The sequence below is a fragment of the Micromonospora sp. NPDC049523 genome, from assembly GCF_040676775.1.
Lineage (GTDB): Bacteria > Actinomycetota > Actinomycetes > Mycobacteriales > Micromonosporaceae > Micromonospora_G.
Window position 1 is genome coordinate 122,458 of record NZ_JBFAPP010000001.1, and the last position, 18,217, is coordinate 140,674.

Here is an 18,217-nt window from a genome sequence, read left to right on the forward strand (position 1 = left end):
ATGCCCGTGGACGCGACGGAACCGGGCCTCGACGGCAGCGGGACGGAACCGGGCCGCACCACGGGCCGGCTGTACGGGGTGGGGCTCGGACCGGGTGACCCGGAACTGGTGACGGTGAAGGCCGCCCGGCTGGTCGAGCGGGCGGACGTGATCGCGTACCACAGTGCGCGCCACGGGCGGAGTGTGGCGCGGACGATCGCCGAGCCGTACCTGCGGGACGGGCAGATCGAGGAGGCGCTGACCTACCCGGTCACCACGGAGAAGCCGGAGCACCCGGACGGCTACCGGGCCGAGATCGAGGAGTTCTACGCGGCGAGCGCGGCCCGGCTCGCCGCACACCTGGACGCCGGGCGGGACGTGGTGGTCCTCTGCGAGGGCGACCCGTTCTTCTACGGCTCGTACATGCACATGCACAAGCGGCTTGCTGGTCGCTACCCGACCGAGGTGGTGCCGGGCGTGACCTCGGTCAGCGCGGCCGCGGCCGTACTCGGGCGTCCGTTGGTCGAGCGGGACGAGATCCTGACCGTGCTGCCCGGTACTCTGCCGACCGAGGTTCTGGCGGAGCGGCTGACGGCCACCGACTCGGCGGCGATCATGAAGCTGGGCCGCACCTTCGGCAACGTCCGCGCGGCACTCGCGCAGGCCGGGCGGCTGGACGAGGCCTGGTACGTCGAACGCGCCACCACCGATCGTCAGCAGTCGGCCCGGCTCGCCGAGGTGGATCCGGCGACGGTGCCGTACTTCTCGCTGGCGTTGCTGCCGAGCCGGGTGCACGAACGTACCCGCGCCGAGCTGGCCGGTGTCGACTCACCGACGGTGCCGGCCACCGAGCCGGTGCCCGTCGCGCCCGACGGCCTCGGCGAGGTGGTGGTGGTCGGGCTCGGTCCGGCCGGGCGCGAGTGGTGCACCCCGCAGGCGCAGGACGCGCTCGCCGCCGCCGACGACCTGGTCGGATACGGGCCGTACCTGGACCGGGTGCCGGCCAACTCGCGCCAGCGCCGGCACGCCTCCGACAACCGGGTGGAGGCGGAACGGGCCGAGTTCGCCCTGGACCTGGCCCGACGCGGGCGGCGGGTAGCCGTGGTCTCCTCCGGCGATCCCGGCGTGTTCGCGATGGCCGCCGCCGTACTGGAGGTCGCCTCCGAACCGAAGTGGACCGACATCCCGGTACGGGTACTGCCCGGCCTGACCGCGGCCCAGGCGGTGGCGAGCCGGGTCGGTGCCCCGCTCGGGCACGACTACTGCGTGCTGTCGCTGTCGGACCGGCTCAAGCCCTGGGACATCATCGCGAAGCGATTGAGCGCTGCGGCCGAAGCCGACCTGGTGATCGCGATCTACAACCCGGGGTCGAAGAGCCGTACCTGGCAGGTCGCGGCGGCGAAGGAACTGCTGCTGGCGCACCGGTCACCGGAAACCCCGGTGGTGCTGGGTCGGGACGTCGGCGGCTCGGGCGAACGGGTCCGGGTGGTCCGGCTCGCCGACCTCGATCCGGCCGACGTCGACATGCGTACGCTGCTGCTGGTCGGCTCGTCCACCACGCGGGTGGTGACCCGGAATTCCGCCGATCCGGTGGTCTTCACGCCCCGGCGGTATCCGGCCTGACCGCCGGACCGCCGATCGGTCGGTCGGTGGGCGGCGGAACTGGCAAGATCTGCGGTCGCCCCGCCGATTCGAGAGGTTTGGCGAGGGGTGCCGACCCCGACCGACCGTCCGCATCGACGTCGTCGCGGTACTGCAACTGGAACATTCACGTGTTGACCCCGCCCGCGACAGCACGGTACGAGCGCCGCCGCCGAGGTCCGCCGGTCGCACCCGCGCGGCCAGTCGGTCGGCGCGAAGAGGTGTCCGCCGGCTCGGCACCTGAGGTGACCCGAACCGGCGGACAGCTCCGTCAGTGAAGTGGTTCCCGTGCTCTCCTGACGAGTTCCGCACTCGCCTGCCGCAGTTCCTCGGCCGGCTTTTCGATTTCGGCGTTCGCGGACTCGGCCAGTTGCACGATGCGGGGGCCGGCCGCGAGAACCTGCCGCAGCAGGTGGTTCTCCCACTCCAACCGCTCGGTGTAGTTCTGTTGGTACTGGGGAGCCGCGAGCCGGGCCGCACTGTGCCACGCCCGGCCGGACCTGGTGATCCGGAGCAGAAGACCGACGACCTCGCCCCGGACCAGCACCCCGGGATCGAGTGCCAGACCCAACAGCGGCCCGACCACGTACGGAGTCGTCTGGTTGACGGCACCACCCTGCTGGCAGACGCGCAGTCCCAGGTCGCGTACCGCCTCTCTCGCGTCCGCGCGATCGGTGCGGGCAATCCGAGCCAGTATTCCGGGTACGTCGTCGGCCCCGCCGTAAGCGTGCTCGAGACCGGAGAACAGATCGGGCAGGACCAAGGATTCAGCCTTCGATCATCACGACTGCTGGTCGAAGAGCGTACTGACGGCGGTGTCGGTGAGCGCGCCCTGGTACAGCGCCAGATCGTCGAGGCCGCCGTGCAGCCACTCCACCGGACCGGCCGGAGTGGTCGCCCGGCCCACCAGCAGGGGGCCCGACGCCTGCCATGGCTTCCACGCCGGGTTCAGCCCGACCGTCTGGGCGAGCGCGCCGTCCACGTACAGACGAGCCTGGGACCGGGTGGCGTCGAGTACGCCGACCAGGTGGTGCCAGCCGGTCGGATCCAGCGCGGGTGTGACCGCGTACGTGGTCTTCGTGTCCTTCGGACCGTTGGCGTTCGCCCGGACCTTGAACACCCACTCCCCGCCGTTGTCCGGCCGGTACGCCACCTGGAAGGCGCTGAAGCCGGTCGAGTCCTGCGACACCAGCGTCTGCGCGCCCTGCACCTGGTCGAGCTGACTCCACACCGACACCGAGTACGACTGATCGGTACGCAGCACCGGCCCGTCCTGCCAGACCGGGTTGCCCTCGTCGCCGACGTTGCTCTGCGACCGGCCGTACTCCTGTGTCGCCAGACCGTAGTACGGGTCGGAAGGGTCGTCGATCCAGTGCACGCCGTCCAACCGCAGTCCAGCGTCACCGTCGCGCCCGAAGTCGACGGAACTGCCCTGGGTCAGCTTGAGGCGTCGCCCGAACTGGCCGTCCTCCGGTGCGCCGCAGAAGATGGGATCGCTGCCCTCCTCGTAACAGGACCGCGCACGCGAGAAGCCCCACGTTCCCACCATGACCGGCCGGAGCAGGCCCGGCTCGTCCACACCGCCCGAGTTGGGGTCCGACGCACGCTGACCGAAGAAGTCAGCGTCGGTGAGGGCACGGTCGTACACCACCACGTCGGCGACGTTTCCCTGCCACCAGGCCGCATCCGAGCGGCCGAGCCGAACCTCACCCTGCGGGTCCTGGAATCCGACGGCGTTGGTGGCCGTTCCCTCGAGGATGCCGTTCACATAGAGCTTGAGGGTCCGGTCGGCGGTGTCGTAGACCGTTGCCAGGTGGGTCCACAGGCCCACCTTCGGGACCGACACGGACCGCGCCTTCGCCCACTTGACCCTCGGGGCAGCGGCCTTGGACGGCATCTGTACGGACCACCGGTTGATGTCCGCGCGGTAGCCGAAGGACAGCGAGTCGAGCCCATCGCTGTCCTTGCTGACCAGGGCCCGGTCCCGGGACTTGTCGGTCAGCCTGACCCAGGCCGAGATGGCGAAGGTCCTGGAGGTGTCCAGCGCGGCCGGCGCCGCGGTCAGGTACGACGACTGCCCGTCGAAGTCGACGACCTGGGCACCGATCATCCGGACGTCGTCCGCCCAGCCGATGTCGACTCCGGCCAGCGGAGTGTCGAACTCGGCGTTCTGATCGGCCAGCGCCTGCTCCCGGGTCACCCCGGGGTACGACTCCAGTCCCCATCGGGCCGTCGGTGGCGCGGGCCGGGGCACGGTGATCTCGATCGACCCGTGGTCCTCCGTCACCGGCGGCGCCAGATTCGACGGTGGATCCGCCAGTGCCGGGGCCGGCGTGCCCAGCACCACCGCCAGTACGGACGCGACAACCGCACCCCACCAGGACATCGGACTTGCCGAACTGCGTGCACGATTGAACACCAAAACACTCCCCGTGAGTCGACGAATGGGTCAACCGACGGTCGGCCGGTACGCCGCCCGTCATGATCGCGGGGACAAGTCTCACAGGACGCGGTGCCCGTACACCACCGTTTTCTGTGAACACATTGGACAGATTCCTAGCTGATTTCGACACCGCCCGCCGCGATCACGTCCCGGTACCAGTGGGCGCTGTCCTTCCACGTGCGGGCCTGGGTGGCGTAGTCGACGTGGATCAGGCCGAACCGCTTGCTGTAGCCGTACCCCCACTCGAAGTTGTCGAGTAGCGACCAGACGAAGTAGCCGCGCAGGTCCACCCCGGCACTCATCGCCTCGTGCGCGGCGGCGAGATGGGCGCGCAGGTAGTCGATCCGCTCCGGGTCGCGCACCCGCCCGTCCGGCGTGACCCGGTCGGCGTACGCGGCACCGTTCTCGGTCACGTACATCGGGATGTCGCCGTAGTCGCGGCGGATCCCCAGCAGCACCTCACGCAGCCCGGTGGGGTCGATCGACCAACCCATGTCGGTCACCGGGCCGGGCGTCGGGTGGAACGCGATGTCCTGCGCGGTCGGGTACGGCGTACCGGGGTCGGTCTGCCCGACGGGTGCCGCGCCGACCAGGTCCGGTTGGTAGTAGTTGACGCCGAGCGCGTCGATCGGGGTGCTGATCACGGCGAGGTCGCCGTCCCGGACGAAGGACCAGTCGGTGAGCCCGGCGGTGTCCGCCTGGACGTCGGCCGGGTAGGCGCCGCGCAGCAGCGGGTCGAAGAAGATCCGGTTGAGCAGCCCGTCGATGCGGCGGGCGGCGTCCAGGTCGGCGGGGGCGTTCGACACCGGCCGTACCCGACCGGCGTTGAGGGCGATGCCGACCTGTCCGGTGGTCGCGGCGGCGCGCAGTGCCCGGGTGGCCAGACCGTGGGCGAGCAGCAGGTGGTGGGTGGCGGTCAGCGCCTCCCGGTGGCTGGTCCGGCCCGGCGCGTGGCCGCCGGAGCCGTAACCGAGGAAGGCCGAGCACCAGGGTTCGTTGAGGGTGTTCCACAGGCGTACCCGGTCGCCCAGCCGGCCGGCGACGGTGGCCGTGTAGTCGGCGAAGTGGCCGGCGGTGTCGCGGTTGGTCCAGCCGCCCGCCTGTTCCAACTCCTGCGGCAGGTCCCAGTGGTAGAGGGTGGCGACCGGGGTGATCCCGGCGGCGAGCAGCGCGTCCACCAGACGGTCGTAGAAGTCGAGTCCGGCGGCGTTGACACCGCGCCCGCCGGAGGGACGGATCCGGGGCCAGGCGATCGAGAACCGGTACGCGGACAGGCCGAGTTCTGCCATCAGCGCGACGTCCTCGCGGTAACGGTGGAAGTGGTCGGTGGCGGTTTCGCCGGTGGCGCCGTCCTCGATGCGCCCCGGTGCGGCGGCGAAGACGTCCCAGATGGACGGCGTACGGCCGGCCTCGGTCACGGCGCCCTCGATCTGGTACGCGGCGGTCGCCGCCCCCCACCAGAAGTCGACCGGGAACCGTAGGTCGGCCCGGCGGTCGCCGGCCAGCGTCTCCGTTGCCCCGAGGATGCTCATCCGATCTCCAGCTTCTACGACGACGGACTGCTACGACGACGGATACGTGCGTCTGCGCCGGAGAGCGCTCTCCGACCACTCTCGCCAGAGTCCCCCGGACCGGCGGGCCGTGTCAAGAAGGGCCGGGCAGACATCGACGGATCTCTTGACATGCCGGAAAACTCGGCGTAACACTTCGAGCAACGGAGAGCGCTCTCCAAGGAAAGCACCGATCCCACCCCGCCGCGACCCCGTTGTCGTCGAGAGGCAGGAGTCCACCGTGTACCCGGTCCCCCCAGCCCCACCAGCCGGGCCGACAGCCGTGCCCCGACGCTGGCAGGTCCTGCTCCCGGCCGCCCTGCTCGCGCTGGTCGCGGCCTACCTGTTCGTGGCCCCACCCCCGGCCAGCGCGGCCGACGTCCTGCTGTCGCAGGGCCGGCCCGTCGTCTCGTCGTCCGACCAGGCCGCCGACACCCCGGCCTCGGCCGCCGTCGACGGGAACTTCGCCACCCGCTGGTCGAGCCAGTGGTCCGACCCGCAGTGGATCCGGGTCGACCTCGGCGTCACCGCCACCATCAACCAGGTCGTACTGCGCTGGGAGGGCGCGTACGGCTCCGCCTTCCAGCTCCAGACCTCGGCGGACACCGTCACCTGGACCACCATCTACTCCACCACCACCGGCACCGGCGGCACCCAGACCATCCCGGTCACCGGCACCGGCCGCCACCTGCGGCTGTACGGCACCGCCCGGTCCAGCGGCTACGGATACTCGCTCTACGAACTCCAGGTGTACGGCACCACCGGCACCACACCCACGCCGAGCCCGACCGGCGGTTGCGGCACCGACAACGCCGCCCTCGGCCGACCCGCGACCGCCTCCTCGGCCCAGGCCGCCGACACCCCGGCCAGCGCCGCCGTCGACGGCAACCCGGCCACCCGCTGGTCGTCGGACTGGTCGGATCCACAGTGGCTCCAGGTCGACCTCGGCACCGTACGGCCCATCTGCCAGGCGGTCCTGCAGTGGGAAGGCGCGTACGCAAGCGCGTACCAGATCCAGACGTCGACCAACGCGACCACCTGGACCACCGCGTACGCCACCACCACCGGCACCGGCGGCACCCAGACGATCCCGCTCAGCGCCAGCGGTCGCTACCTGCGGATGTACGGCACCACCCGGGCCACCGGTTACGGCTACTCCCTCTACGAACTCCTGATCCGCACCGGCGGGACCAGCACACCCACCCCGCCGCCCACCACGCCGCCACCGACCCCCACTCCGACGGACCCGGTGCCCGGCAACTGGACCACGCTCTGGACCGACGACTTCACCGGACCCGCGAACACCAGCCCGTCCGCGGCGAACTGGCTGCTGCGGACCGGTACGCAGTATCCCGGCGGGGCCCCGAACTGGGGCACCGGTTCGGTGGAAACCGCGAGCGCGTCGACGGCGAACGTGCACCTCGACGGCGCCGGTCGGCTCAACCTGCGGGCGATCCGCGACGGTGCCGGCAACTGGACCTCGGGCCGGATCGAGACCCAGCGCGCCGACTTCACCCCCCGCCCCGGTGAGCTGCTGAAGTTCAGCGCGGTGCTCAAGCAGCCGGACGGCACGAACGCGCTCGGCTACTGGCCGGGGTTCCGGGCCACCGGTGCTGCGTACCGGGGCAACTACAACAACTGGCCGGGTGTCGGCGAAACCGACATCATGACCGACGTCAACGGCCGCAGCCAGCTCTCCCAGACCCTGCACTGCGGCACCGCCCCGGAGGGCGTGTGCAACGAGTACAACGGCCGGACCAGCGGCCTGGCGAGCTGCACCGGATGCCAGACCGGCTACCACGAGTACGCGCAGGTCATCGACCGGACGAAGACCGACGAGGAGATCCGGTTCTACCTCGACGGCCGGCAGACCTGGGTGGTCCGGGAGAGCCAGGTCGGCGTGACCGCCTGGCAGGCCGCCGTGCAGCACGCCTTCTACCTGCGGTTCGACCTCGCGATCGGCGGTTCGCTGCCGAACGCGGTCGCCGGGCAGACCACCCCGACCTCGGAGACCGTCTCCGGCGGCACGCTGAGCGTCGACTCCGTGACGGTCGCCCGCGCCACCGGCACCGTCCCGGCCGCGATGACCGACCCGGCCACCCCGGCCGGACCGAGCGTGGTGCGGGTGACCGGCAGCCAGGGCAACTGGCAGCTACAGGTCAACGGCGCGCCGTACGAGGTGAAGGGGCTCACCTACGGTCCGCCGCAGGGTGCCGCCGACGGCTACATGCGCGACCTGAAGAACGCCGGGGTCAACACCATCCGCACCTGGGGGGTGGACGACGCGCAGACCCCGACGCTGCTCAACCGGGCCGCCCAGCAGGGCATCAAGGTGGTCGTCGGGCACTGGCTCAACCAGGGCGCGGACTACGTCAACGACACCGCATACAAGGCCGCCGCCCGGAACGAGATCGTGGCCCGGGTCAACGCACTCAAGGGCTACCAGGGCGTGCTGATGTGGGACGTCGGCAACGAGGTCATCCTGACCATGCAGGACCACGGGTTACCGGCCGCCGAGGTCGAGGCACGCCGGATCGCGTACGCCCGGTTCGTCAACGAGATCGCGGTGGCGATCCACGCCGCCGACCCGAACCACCCGGTCACCTCCACCGACGCGTGGACCGGGGCCTGGCCGTACTACCGGACGTACTCCCCGGCGCTGGATCTGCTGGCGGTCAACGCGTACGGCGCGATCGGCACGGTCAAGACGGACTGGATCGCCGGTGGATACACCAAGCCGTACCTGGTGACCGAGGCCGGACCGGCCGGTGAGTGGGAGGTCGACCCGGACGCCAACGGGGTCGCCAAGGAGCCGTCGGACCTGGAGAAGCGGGCCGGCTACACGGCGAGCTGGAACGCGATCAAGGCGCATCCGGGGGTGGCGCTCGGCGCGACCGAGTTCCACTACGGACTGGAGAACGACTTCGGCGGGGTCTGGCTGAACGTCACCACCGGCGGCTGGCGGCGGCTCGGCTACCACGCGCTGCGGCAGGCGTACACCGGTCAGGTGTCGGCGAACACCCCACCGGAGATCACCGCGATGACGGTCGGTTCGCCGACGGCGGTGCCGGCCGGCGGTCAGTTCACCGTGGAGGTGGCCGCGACCGATCCGCAGCAGGACCTGATCCGCTACAACCTGATGGTCAACAGCAAGCACATCAACGGCAACCGCGGGTTCGACCACGTCAGCTTCACCGAGACCGGCAACGGACGGTTCACCGTACGGGCACCGGAGCAGCTCGGGGTCTGGCTGGTCTACGTGTACGCGTTCGACGGTCACGGCAACGTCGGCATTGAGCAGCGCTCGTTCCGGGTGGTCCCACCGACCGTACCCGGCACCAACGTGGCGCTGGGCAAGCCGACCAGCGCGTCGTCGTACCAGCCGACCGGACCGAGCGGGCCACAGCTGCCGTCGTACGCGGTGGACGGCAACTACGGCACGCGCTGGGCGAGCGAGTGGGTCGGGGCCGCCTCGATCCAGGTCGACCTCGGTACGGTCACCACCTTCAACCACGTACAACTGGCCTGGGAGGCGGCGTACGCGAAGGCGTACCAGATCCAGACCTCGACCGACGGTGCCACCTGGACCACGGTCTACTCGACCACCAGCGGCAACGGTGGCTTCGACAGTCTCGCCATCTCCGGCACCGGCAGATACGTACGGATGAACGGCACGGAACGGGCCACCGCGTACGGCTATTCGCTGTGGGAGTTCGGCGTCTACCGCTGACGTTTCCTCGGGGCACGGAAGGGATGGCGGGTGCCGGTGGGGCGCCCCGCCATCCCCGCGTCGACCCGAATCGATGGGAAAGCGCTCTCCGGTCGCTGTGCTATAAATGCCGGCATGAGCATCGGTGCCGCGCTCGATGAGCGGTGAGATCCGGGCCGGTGCCCGGCTGCCCACCCTGGAGGACGTCGCCCGGGTCGCCGGTGTCTCCCGAGCCACCGTCTCCCGGGTCGTCAACGGGATCCGCAACGTCGACCCGCAACTGCACGAGGTGGTCTGGCACGCCGTCGAGGTGACCGGCTACGTGCCGAACCGGGCCGCCAGATCGCTGGTCACCCGCCGTACCGGGACCATCGCGTTGGTCGTCTCCGACAACGAGGACCACGACGACGACCCGTTCATGAGCCGGTTCTTCGCCGACCCGTTCTTCGGTCGCGTCGTCGGCGGCCTGCTGAGCGTGCTCCGCCCGCTCGGCATCCAACTGGCGCTGCAACTCGTCGGCACCCAGCAGGCCAGGGTCCGGCTCGTCGGCGACCTGCGACAGGGTCAGGCCGACGGGGCGGTTGTCCTCTCACTGCACCCCGAGGACACCCTGCCCGCGCTGATGACCGAGGCCGGCCTGGCCGCCGTACTGGTCGGCCGACCGGCGACCCCGCTGCCGGTGAGCTACGTCGACGTCGCCAACGACGCGGGCGCCGCCCTCGCCGCCGACCACCTGGTCGGCCGGGGCTGCCGACAGGTCGGCATGATCAGCGGCCCGGTCGACGTGCCGGCCAGCCAGGACCGGATCGCCGGCTTCCGCCGGGCGATGGCCCGGCACGGCCACCCGTACGTGCCGGCGGTCGCCGGGAACTTCACCCACGACAGCGGTGAGCAGGCGATGTACCAGCTCCACCGGGAGCACCCAGGACTGGACGGCGTTTTCGTCGCCAACGACCTGATGGCCCAGGGGGCGTTGATGGCGCTGCGCGAGGCCGGCTGCCGGGTGCCGGACGACATCGCCGTGATCGGCTTCGACGACAGCTCCGCCGCGCTGGCCGCCCGACCGCCGCTGACCACCATCCGGCACCCGCTGGAGGACATGGCCGCGGAGAGCGCGCGGCTGCTGCTGGCCCGGATCGACGACTCGGAGCAACGCGTCACCTCGGTCATCTTCGACCCGGTCCTGGTCCACCGCCAGTCGGCCTGACAGCGGGTACGGGGCGTACCGGGCTTGATCGGCCCGCTCCGCCGTGACGAGCCGATTCAAGGTTCACCCAACGTTCCCGACAGGTCCGCAGGGCAGGGTGGGGTCATCGCTCCGGGTCCACGGGGCGGGCATCAGACACACGACCTGTCTGGCGACATGCGGGGGTTCGGCGCACAGGACGAGTCGTACCGGTTCCGTGGCCCGGAGTTCTCCGCCTACGACGGAGGTAACGCATGAGACGACTGCTCGCAATCATCGCAACGGCGGCCGCGCTGGTGGTCGGTGGCGCGATCGCACCGACCGCCGCCTCGGCCGCGGCGTACGAGGCGAACTACGCGGTGTCGGCGTCGTACATCCAGGGGGACTGCATCGGCACCCAGGAACTCGACGGCTGCTTCAAGAAGTACGGCGACCAGTGGGGCTCCCAGTCCTGGTCGTCCGGCACCACCCGGTTGGAGTGGCAGAACCAGCTGTGGAACGGCTCCCGCTGGGTGCTCTACCGCGAGGGGGTCTGCATCAACAACCTCGGCCTCGGGGAGCCGGGCGTCTGCAACAAGGACTACTACGAGGACAGCAGCCTCAACGCGTACGGCTCCTACGGCAGCAGGGTCAGGATGAGCCTGTGCAACACGACCTGCTCCGGCTGGTCGAGCTGGCTGTACAACAACGCCTGACAAGTTGATCCCGGCGGGGCAACGCCGGATGAGGGGGTCGCGGCCCACGCTGCGGCCCCCGTTCCGTGTGCTGGCTGCACTGCCTGCTAGCAGCCCTGTCCCGGCGAACCGGAGTGCGCGGCCAGCCAGGGCAGGGCGTCCTCGATCCGGGTGACCTGGTCGCTGGGCAGGGCTGCGGGACGGTCGACCATCACCACCGGAATACCGAGCTGCCGGGCCGCGTGCAGCTTCGCCGCGGTCATGGTGCCACCGCTGTCCTTGGTGACCAGCACGTCGATGCCGTACCGGCGCAACAGGGCCAGCTCGCCGTCCACGGTGAACGGGCCCCGGTCCAGGATCACCGCGAGCCGGCGCGGCAACGGCGGCTCGGGATGCTCGACCGAGCGGACCAGGAACCACTGCCGGTCCAGCCCGGCGAAGGCGGCCAGGCTCTGCCGTCCGGTGGTGAGGAAAACCCGCTCCCCCAGCCCGGCGACGGTCGCGGCGGCGGCCTGGAGCGTCGGCACCCGCCGCCAGGCGTCACCGGGCTGCGCGGTCCACCCCGCTCGGCGTACGACCAGCAGCGGCACCCCGACCTCGGCGCAGGCACTCACTGCGGAGGCGCTCATCGTGGCGGCGAACGGATGGGTCACGTCGAGCACCGCGTCGACCCGTTCCCGGCGGAGCCAGTCGGCCAGCCCGGCCGGCCCACCGAAGCCACCGATCCGGACCTCGCCTTCGGGCAGCGCCGGCTCGGCCACCCGGCCGGCGAGCGAGGTGACCACACGCCACCGGGGCCGCTCGCGCGCCAGCAGGGCAGCCAGCCGCCGGGCCTCGCCGGTGCCGCCGAGCAACAGGACGGTCAGCTCCGCCACGACCACCACCGGCGCTCCCGCTCACGCGGCCGTACCCCCGGGTCGGCCCCCGTCCGGCCGGCAGGCATGCTGAGCTGGTGACCAGCGGCAGGACCACGACCCAGCTGCGGTACGGCTGGACGACCGGTGCCTGTGCCACCGCGGCGACCACCGCCGCGTACACCGCGTTGCTCACCGGCTCCTTCCCGGACCCGGTGGAGATCACCCTGCCGAAGGGACAGCGGCCGGCGTTCGCGCTGGCCCGCGAGGAACTCGGCGACGGGCGGGCGTTCGCGGGTGTGGTGAAGGACGCCGGTGACGACCCCGACGTGACCCACGGTGCCCTGGTCTGCGCCACCGTACGCCCGGCACCGGCCGGCGTCGGCGTGGTGTTCCAGGCCGGGCCGGGAGTCGGCACGGTGACCAAACCCGGCCTGCCGCTGCCGGTCGGTGAGCCGGCGATCAACCCGGTGCCCCGGGACATGATGCGCCGGGCGGTGGCGGAGGTCGCCGACCGGCACGGCGGCACCGGGGACGTGCTGGTGGAGATCTCCGTCGAGGGCGGCGAGGAACTCGCCCGACACACCTGGAATCCCCGGCTGGGCATCCTCGGTGGGCTGTCCATCCTCGGCACGACCGGCATCGTGGTGCCGTACTCCTGCTCGGCCTGGATCGACAGCATCCGGCGCGGCATCGACGTGGCCCGCGCCGCCGGGCACCGGCACGTGGCCGCCTGCACCGGCAGCACCTCGGAGCGGGTCGCCACCGAGCTGTACGGGCTGCCCGACGACGCGCTGCTCGACATGGGCGACTTCGCCGGCGCGGTGCTGAAGTACCTGCGCCGACACCCGATTCCCCGGCTCACCGTGGCCGGCGGCATCGGCAAGCTCACCAAACTGGCGAACGGTCACCTCGACCTGCACTCCGGCCGGTCCCAGGTGGACTTCCACGCCCTGGCCGAACTGGTCGCCGGGTCGGGCGGCGGTCCCGCCCTGGTCGAGGGCGTACGCGGGGCGAACACCGCGCTGGACGCGCTGCGCCAGTGCCAGGCGGCCGGGCTGCCGCTCGGCGACCTGGTCGCCGTCGGCGCCCGCAACACCGCCGCGGAGGTCCTGCGCGGCGCCCCGGTCGAGGTCGACGTGGTGGTCATCGACCGCGCCGGCACCATCGTCGGCCGTACCCCCTGACCTGACCCGATCCACCCACGGATCAGACACGGCAGCGGGTGGTCGAGTAGAGGTGACTGTCGGGGAAGGTGGCGGCGGTGAGGACGTCGCCGACGATCACCACGGCGGTACGGACGATGCCGGCTTCGCGTACCTGGTCGGCGATGTCGGCCAGGGTGCCGCGCAGCACCAGTTCGTCGGGGCGGCTGGCGCGGGCGACCACGGCCACCGGGCAGTCCGACCCGTAGTTCGGAACCAGTTCGTCGACCAGTTCACCGATCCGTTGCACGGCCAGGTGCAGCACCATGGTGGCCCGGCTACGGCCCAGGGTGCCCAGGTCCTCCCCCGGCGGCATCGGGGTGGCACGGGCCGCGGTGCGGGTGAGGATCACCGTCTGACCCACCCCCGGCACGGTCAGCTCCCGGCCCAGCGCCGCCGCCGCCGCGGCGAACGCGGGCACTCCCGGCACCACCTCGTACGGCACGCCGAGCGTGTCCAGCCGGCGCATCTGCTCCGCCATCGCGCTGAACACCGACGGGTCACCCGAGTGCAGCCGGGCCACGTCCAGGCCGGCGGTGTGCGCGGCGAGCAGTTCGGCCACGATCTGGTCCAGGTCCAGGTTGGCGGTGTCCACCAGCCGGGCACCGGGCGGGCAGTGCTCCAGCAGTTCCGGCGGGACCAGGCTGCCGGCGTAGAGGCAGACCGGTGCCGACGCCAGCCGGTCCCGGCCCCGGACCGTGATCAGATCCGCGGCGCCCGGACCCGCACCAATGAAGAACACCGTCATCGTTTCGCCACCGTCCACTGGGTCACCGGCAGCATCGGCCGCCAGCCGGTGAAGTTGCCGACCGGTGCCGCCCGCTGGACCGCCAGCCGGATCAGGTCACCGCCGAGCCGGTCGTACGCGTCGGTCACCACCCGCTCCGACTCCAGCGTGACCGCGTTCACCACCAGCCGACCACCCGGTCGCAACGCCTGCCAGCACCGGTCGAGCAGGCCCGGCACGGTCACCCCGCCGCCGACGAACACCGCGTCCGGCGGTTCCAGGTCGACCAGCGCCTCGGGGGCGGCACCGCGTACGACTCGCAGCTCCGGGACGCCGAGCGCGGCGGCGTTGGCCACGATCCGGTCCGCCCGCGCCGGCTCCCGCTCGACCGCCACCGCCCGGCAGGACGGGTGCGTACGCAGCCACTCGATCGCGATGCTGCCGGCGCCCCCGCCGACGTCCCAGAGCAGTTGGCCGGGGATCGGCGCCAATCGGGCCAGGGTGACCGCGCGGATCTCCCGCTTGGTCAACTGCCCGTCGTGCTCGTACGCGTCGTCCGGCAGACCGGGGACCAGCGGGCGTGCCACCGCGTCCGGGTCGGCGTGGCAGTGCACCGCGACGATGTTGAGCGCACCGGTCGGCTCGTCCCACCTGGCCGCGGTGCCGACCCGGATCCGCTCGTCCGGCCCACCGAGCGACTCCAGTACGGTCAGCGCGCTGTCGCCGTAGCCACGGCCGGTGAGCAGGGCGGCCACCGCAGCCGGGGTGGCGCCGTCGGCGCTGAGTACGAGCAGCCGCCGGTTCGGGTGCACGGATCGGTGCAGTCGGTCCACCGCCCGCCCGACCAGGCTCACCACCTCCACCTCGTCGGCGGGCCAGCCGAGCCGGGCACAGGCGAGCGAGACCGACGACGGGTGCGGCAGTACCCGTACCCGCTCGGGTCCGAGCAGCCGGGTCAGCGTCGTACCGACACCGAAGAACATCGGATCGCCGCTGGCCAGTACGCAGACCGCCCGTTCGGTGTGGGCGTCGAGCAGGCCGGGCAGCGCCGCCAGCATCGGCGACGGCCAGGCGATCCGTTCCTGGTCGAGCGGCGCGGCGGCGGAGGTGACGGCTGACGGCTCGGCCTCGTCCGGCCGGGCGGCAAAGGTCGTGTCCGGCCCGGACAGGTCCACGGGCAGCAGCGCGAGTTGCCGGGTGCTGCCGAGCAGCACCTCGGCCGAGCGGATCGCGGCTCGGGCGGCACCGGTCAGTCCGGCCCAGCCGTCCGCGCCGATCCCGACCACCGTCACCACACCCGACCGCCGGGCCACCGTCGAACCGAACTGCGCGGACACCGTCGAACCGGTTGGCGCGGACACCACGAAGGTGGGCTGGTCAGACATTGCCGAGCACTCGGGTGACCCGGATCTCGATGACCACCCGCTCCGGGTTCGGACGCGGCTGCCGGTAACGCTCGGCGTAGCGGCGCTCGGCGTCGGCCACGGATGCGGGGTCGTCCCGGATCACCGCGTGCCCTTCGAGCGTCGACCAGCGGCGGCCGTCGACCTGGCAGACCGCGACCGGGCCACCGGCAGCCGCCAGGTGGACCACCTTGCGGGAGGTACGCGAGGAGATCACCCTGGCCAGGCCGGTCTCGATGTCGTACGTGACCCCGACGGGCACCACGTGCGGTGTGCCGTTGGGCCGGATGGTGGTGATCGTGCACAGGTGCCGCTCCCGCCAGAACTCCCCGAGCGCACCGCCGCCCGGTTCGACCCGCCGGTCCACCTTCCCACCGGTCCGCTCCGTCATCTCGTCTCCTCGCTGTGCCGATCCCCGCCGTGCCGATCCCCGCCGTGCCGATCCCCGCCGTGCCGATCTTCGCCGCGCTGGCCCGAGCCGCGCTGGCCCGAGCCGCCAACGTGGTGACGGTACGTGTCCAGGTCACCCGCCGGGGCGGCGACCGCCACCGTGGCCGTACCGTCGGTGTGCTTGGCGACCAGCAGGATCGGCTCGGCACCGGTGTCCCGTACGGCGTGCAGGGCGGCGGCCTCCGCCACGCTCGGCGTACCGATGGTGGCCTGTGCCAGGGCGGACGGGTGCGGCACCCGCTCGCCGGCCAGCGTCTCCGCCGGGTAGCCGAGCAGTGGCCAGCCCCGCCGCGCGGCGACCTCGACCAGCGCCGGTCCCGCCGCCCGCCGGTCCACGGTCACCAGCGCGGTCACCCGGGCCGGGTCCAGCCCGTTGGCGGCGAGCGTCGCGCCGATCAGCGTGTCCAGGTCGTCGGCGCGCACCCCCGAACGTGCCCCGACGCCGACGATCAGCGACACGCGGCGACCAGGTTCCGGGCCAGCGACGGCTGACCCGCCCAGTGCAGGTGCAGGTACGAGGCGTGCACGCCCCCGGTGACGAAGCCCTCCGGTGCCGCGTCCCGCCACGCCCAGGCCGGTGTCCGACCGGCTCGGGGGGTGATCGTGGTCCGGTGGAACTCGTGCCCGGTGACCCGGGTACCGGTCGGTGCGAGCACGCTGTCGGTCAGCGCGACCGCGTCCCGGTAACCCAACGTGAGCCGGCTGGTCATCACCGCCTCGGCGTCCAGCACCCCGCACATCGGTGCCCCGTCCAGGCTGCGGCAGAGCCAGAGCAGGCCGGCGCACTCGGCGGCGATCGGGGCGCCGGAGGCAGCCAACCGGGCCACCTCGGCGCGCAGCGGGGCGTTGGCGGTGAGCTGTTCGGCGTACACCTCGGGGAAGCCGCCGCCGACGACCAGGGCCGCCGTGCCGGCGGGCAGCGCCTCGTCGTGCAGCGGGTCGACCACGGCCACCTCGGCACCGGCCGCGCGCAGCAGTTCGGTGGTTTCGGCGTACCCGAAACTGAAAGCCGGACCACCGGCGACCGCGACCACCGGGCGTGGCCCGGTGACGGCGACGGTCGGCGGTTCCCACGGTCGCGCGGCCAGCGGCGGTGCGCTGCGGGCCACCGCGAGTACGGCGTCCAGGTCGACGCTCTCCGTGATCAGGCTGGCCAGCGCGGCCACCGATTCGAGTGCCTCGGCCCGCCGCTCCACCGCCGGCACCAGCCCGAGGTGGCGGGACGGGGCGGCGATCACCGCGTGCCGGCGCAGCACACCCAGCACGGGTGTGCCCACCTCGGCGCAGGCCTCCCGGAGTAGCTGCTCGTGCCGGTCCGAACCGACCCGGTTGAGCAGCACCCCGGCGATCCGGATCGCCCCGGTCGCGGCCGAACCGAACGAGCGGAAGCCGTGCACCAGCGCGGCCACCGAACGGGCCTGCGCGGAGGCGTCGACGACCAGCAGCACCGGCGCGTCGAGCAGGGCGGCCACGTGCGCGGTGGAGCCGAAGTCACCGGCGCCGACCCGCCCGTCGTACAGGCCCATCACACCCTCGACCACGGCGAGTTCGGCGCCGGCCGCACCGTGCGCGAACAGCGGCCCGACCAGGTCCTCCCCGACCATCACCGGGTCCAGGTTGCGCCCGGGGCGGCCGGCGGCGAGCGTGTGGTAGCCGGGGTCGATGTAGTCCGGACCGACCTTGAACCCGGCCACCCGCACCCCCCGTGCGGCGTACGCGGCCAGTAATCCGGTCGCGACGGTGGTCTTGCCGTGCCCGGAGGCGGGTGCCGCGATGACCAGTCGGGGAACCGTCACCACTCGATGCCCTGCTGGCCCTTGCGGCCGGCATCCATCGGGTGCTTCACCTTGGTCATCTCGGTGACCAGGTCGGCGAGGTCGACCAGGTCCGGATGGGCGTCCCGGCCGGTGATCACCACGTGCTGGTTGCCCGGCCGGTCACGCAGCGTGGCGACCACGTCGTCGATGTCGATCCAGCCCCACTTGATCGGATAGGTGAACTCGTCCAGCACGTAGAAGCGGTACGCCTCGGCGGCCAGGTCGCGTTTAATCTGGGCCCAGCCCTCGGCCGCCTCGACCGCGTGGTCACGCTCGGTGCCGGGGCGCTGGATCCAGGACCAGCCCTCGCCCATCTTGTGCCAGACCACGCTGCCGCCCTTGCCGCTCTCCCCGAGCGCACGCAGCGCGGTCTCCTCGCCGACCTTCCACTTCGGGCTCTTCACGAACTGGAAGACGGCGATCGGCCAACCGGCGCTCCAGGCCCGCAACGCCATCCCGAACGCCGCGGTCGACTTGCCCTTGCCCTGACCGGTGTGCACCGCCGTGACCGGCTGGCGGCGCCGCTCCCGGGTGGTGAGACCGTCGTCGGGTACCTGCTCCGGCTTGCCCTGGGGCATG

15 protein-coding genes are annotated in these 18,217 nt (G+C 72.0%); 5 read left to right on the plus strand and 10 right to left on the minus strand.

Features of this window, described 5'->3' with window-relative positions; genetic code table 11:
- Positions 1 to 1,602, plus strand: coding sequence for a precorrin-2 C(20)-methyltransferase (locus AB0J90_RS00565; RefSeq protein WP_363591375.1), 1,602 nt, complete (start codon positions 1 to 3; stop codon positions 1,600 to 1,602).
- A 289-nt stretch (positions 1,603 to 1,891) separates the two neighbouring features.
- On the opposite strand, the gene AB0J90_RS00570 is transcribed toward AB0J90_RS00565, so the two are convergent.
- The 3 genes from AB0J90_RS00570 to AB0J90_RS00580 form a co-directional block, all read right to left on the minus strand.
- Positions 1,892 to 2,383 (minus strand): hypothetical protein, encoded by a 492-nt coding sequence (locus AB0J90_RS00570; RefSeq protein WP_363590727.1) that lies wholly within the window; start codon positions 2,381 to 2,383, stop codon positions 1,892 to 1,894.
- Positions 2,384 to 2,401: 18 nt separating this feature from the next.
- Positions 2,402 to 4,039 carry a LamG domain-containing protein gene (locus AB0J90_RS00575; protein WP_363590728.1) on the minus strand — a complete coding sequence of 546 codons (1,638 nt, stop codon included), beginning with the start codon at positions 4,037 to 4,039 and terminating at the stop codon, positions 2,402 to 2,404.
- Positions 4,040 to 4,176: 137 nt separating this feature from the next.
- A complete protein-coding gene (locus tag AB0J90_RS00580; RefSeq protein ID WP_363590729.1) occupies positions 4,177 to 5,595 on the minus strand; it encodes a GH1 family beta-glucosidase in 1,419 nt (472 codons plus the stop codon).
- 259 nt (positions 5,596 to 5,854) lie between these two features.
- Between AB0J90_RS00580 and AB0J90_RS00585 the strand changes: the two genes are divergently transcribed.
- From AB0J90_RS00585 to AB0J90_RS00595, 3 genes are all read left to right on the plus strand, one after another.
- Complete coding sequence (locus AB0J90_RS00585) at positions 5,855 to 9,343, plus strand: discoidin domain-containing protein (protein WP_363590730.1); 3,489 nt, start codon at positions 5,855 to 5,857, stop codon at positions 9,341 to 9,343.
- A 136-nt stretch (positions 9,344 to 9,479) separates the two neighbouring features.
- Entirely contained in the window at positions 9,480 to 10,529 is a 1,050-nt protein-coding gene (locus AB0J90_RS00590; RefSeq protein WP_363590731.1) for a LacI family DNA-binding transcriptional regulator, read from the plus strand.
- Between the two features lie 233 nt (positions 10,530 to 10,762).
- On the plus strand, positions 10,763 to 11,203 hold the full coding sequence (locus AB0J90_RS00595; protein WP_363590732.1) for a hypothetical protein: 441 nt from the start codon (positions 10,763 to 10,765) through the stop codon (positions 11,201 to 11,203).
- A gap of 86 nt (positions 11,204 to 11,289) precedes the next feature.
- Here AB0J90_RS00595 and AB0J90_RS00600 read toward each other — a convergent pair whose 3' ends face one another.
- Positions 11,290 to 12,066, minus strand: a complete 777-nt coding sequence (locus AB0J90_RS00600) for a cobalt-precorrin-6A reductase (RefSeq protein WP_363590733.1) — start codon at positions 12,064 to 12,066, stop codon at positions 11,290 to 11,292.
- Between the two features lie 68 nt (positions 12,067 to 12,134).
- On the opposite strand from AB0J90_RS00600, the gene AB0J90_RS00605 reads away from it, so the two are divergent.
- Positions 12,135 to 13,223, plus strand: coding sequence for a cobalt-precorrin-5B (C(1))-methyltransferase (locus AB0J90_RS00605; RefSeq protein ID WP_363590734.1), 1,089 nt, complete (start codon positions 12,135 to 12,137; stop codon positions 13,221 to 13,223).
- A gap of 22 nt (positions 13,224 to 13,245) precedes the next feature.
- On the opposite strand, the gene cobM is transcribed toward AB0J90_RS00605, so the two are convergent.
- From cobM to cobO, 6 genes are read right to left on the minus strand one after another with little or no spacing between them, the layout of a single operon-like run.
- Positions 13,246 to 13,989: a precorrin-4 C(11)-methyltransferase gene (gene cobM / locus AB0J90_RS00610; RefSeq protein ID WP_363590735.1), complete on the minus strand. Its 744-nt coding sequence runs from the start codon at positions 13,987 to 13,989 to the stop codon at positions 13,246 to 13,248.
- A complete protein-coding gene (gene cbiE, locus AB0J90_RS00615; protein ID WP_363590736.1) occupies positions 13,986 to 15,353 on the minus strand; it encodes a precorrin-6y C5,15-methyltransferase (decarboxylating) subunit CbiE in 1,368 nt (455 codons plus the stop codon). Before cbiE ends, cobM begins: the two co-directional genes overlap by 4 nt.
- Positions 15,346 to 15,762 (minus strand): TIGR03618 family F420-dependent PPOX class oxidoreductase, encoded by a 417-nt coding sequence (locus tag AB0J90_RS00620; RefSeq protein ID WP_363590737.1) that lies wholly within the window; start codon positions 15,760 to 15,762, stop codon positions 15,346 to 15,348. The genes cbiE and AB0J90_RS00620 overlap by 8 nt, the downstream gene beginning before the upstream one ends.
- Positions 15,759 to 16,280: a cobalamin biosynthesis protein gene (locus AB0J90_RS00625; protein WP_363590738.1), complete on the minus strand. Its 522-nt coding sequence runs from the start codon at positions 16,278 to 16,280 to the stop codon at positions 15,759 to 15,761. The genes AB0J90_RS00620 and AB0J90_RS00625 overlap by 4 nt, the downstream gene beginning before the upstream one ends.
- Positions 16,271 to 17,620, minus strand: a complete 1,350-nt coding sequence (locus tag AB0J90_RS00630; protein ID WP_363590739.1) for a cobyrinate a,c-diamide synthase — start codon at positions 17,618 to 17,620, stop codon at positions 16,271 to 16,273. Before AB0J90_RS00630 ends, AB0J90_RS00625 begins: the two co-directional genes overlap by 10 nt.
- Positions 17,614 to 18,216, minus strand: coding sequence for a cob(I)yrinic acid a,c-diamide adenosyltransferase (gene cobO, locus AB0J90_RS00635; RefSeq protein ID WP_363590740.1), 603 nt, complete (start codon positions 18,214 to 18,216; stop codon positions 17,614 to 17,616). Before cobO ends, AB0J90_RS00630 begins: the two co-directional genes overlap by 7 nt.
- Position 18,217: the final 1 nt, after the last annotated feature.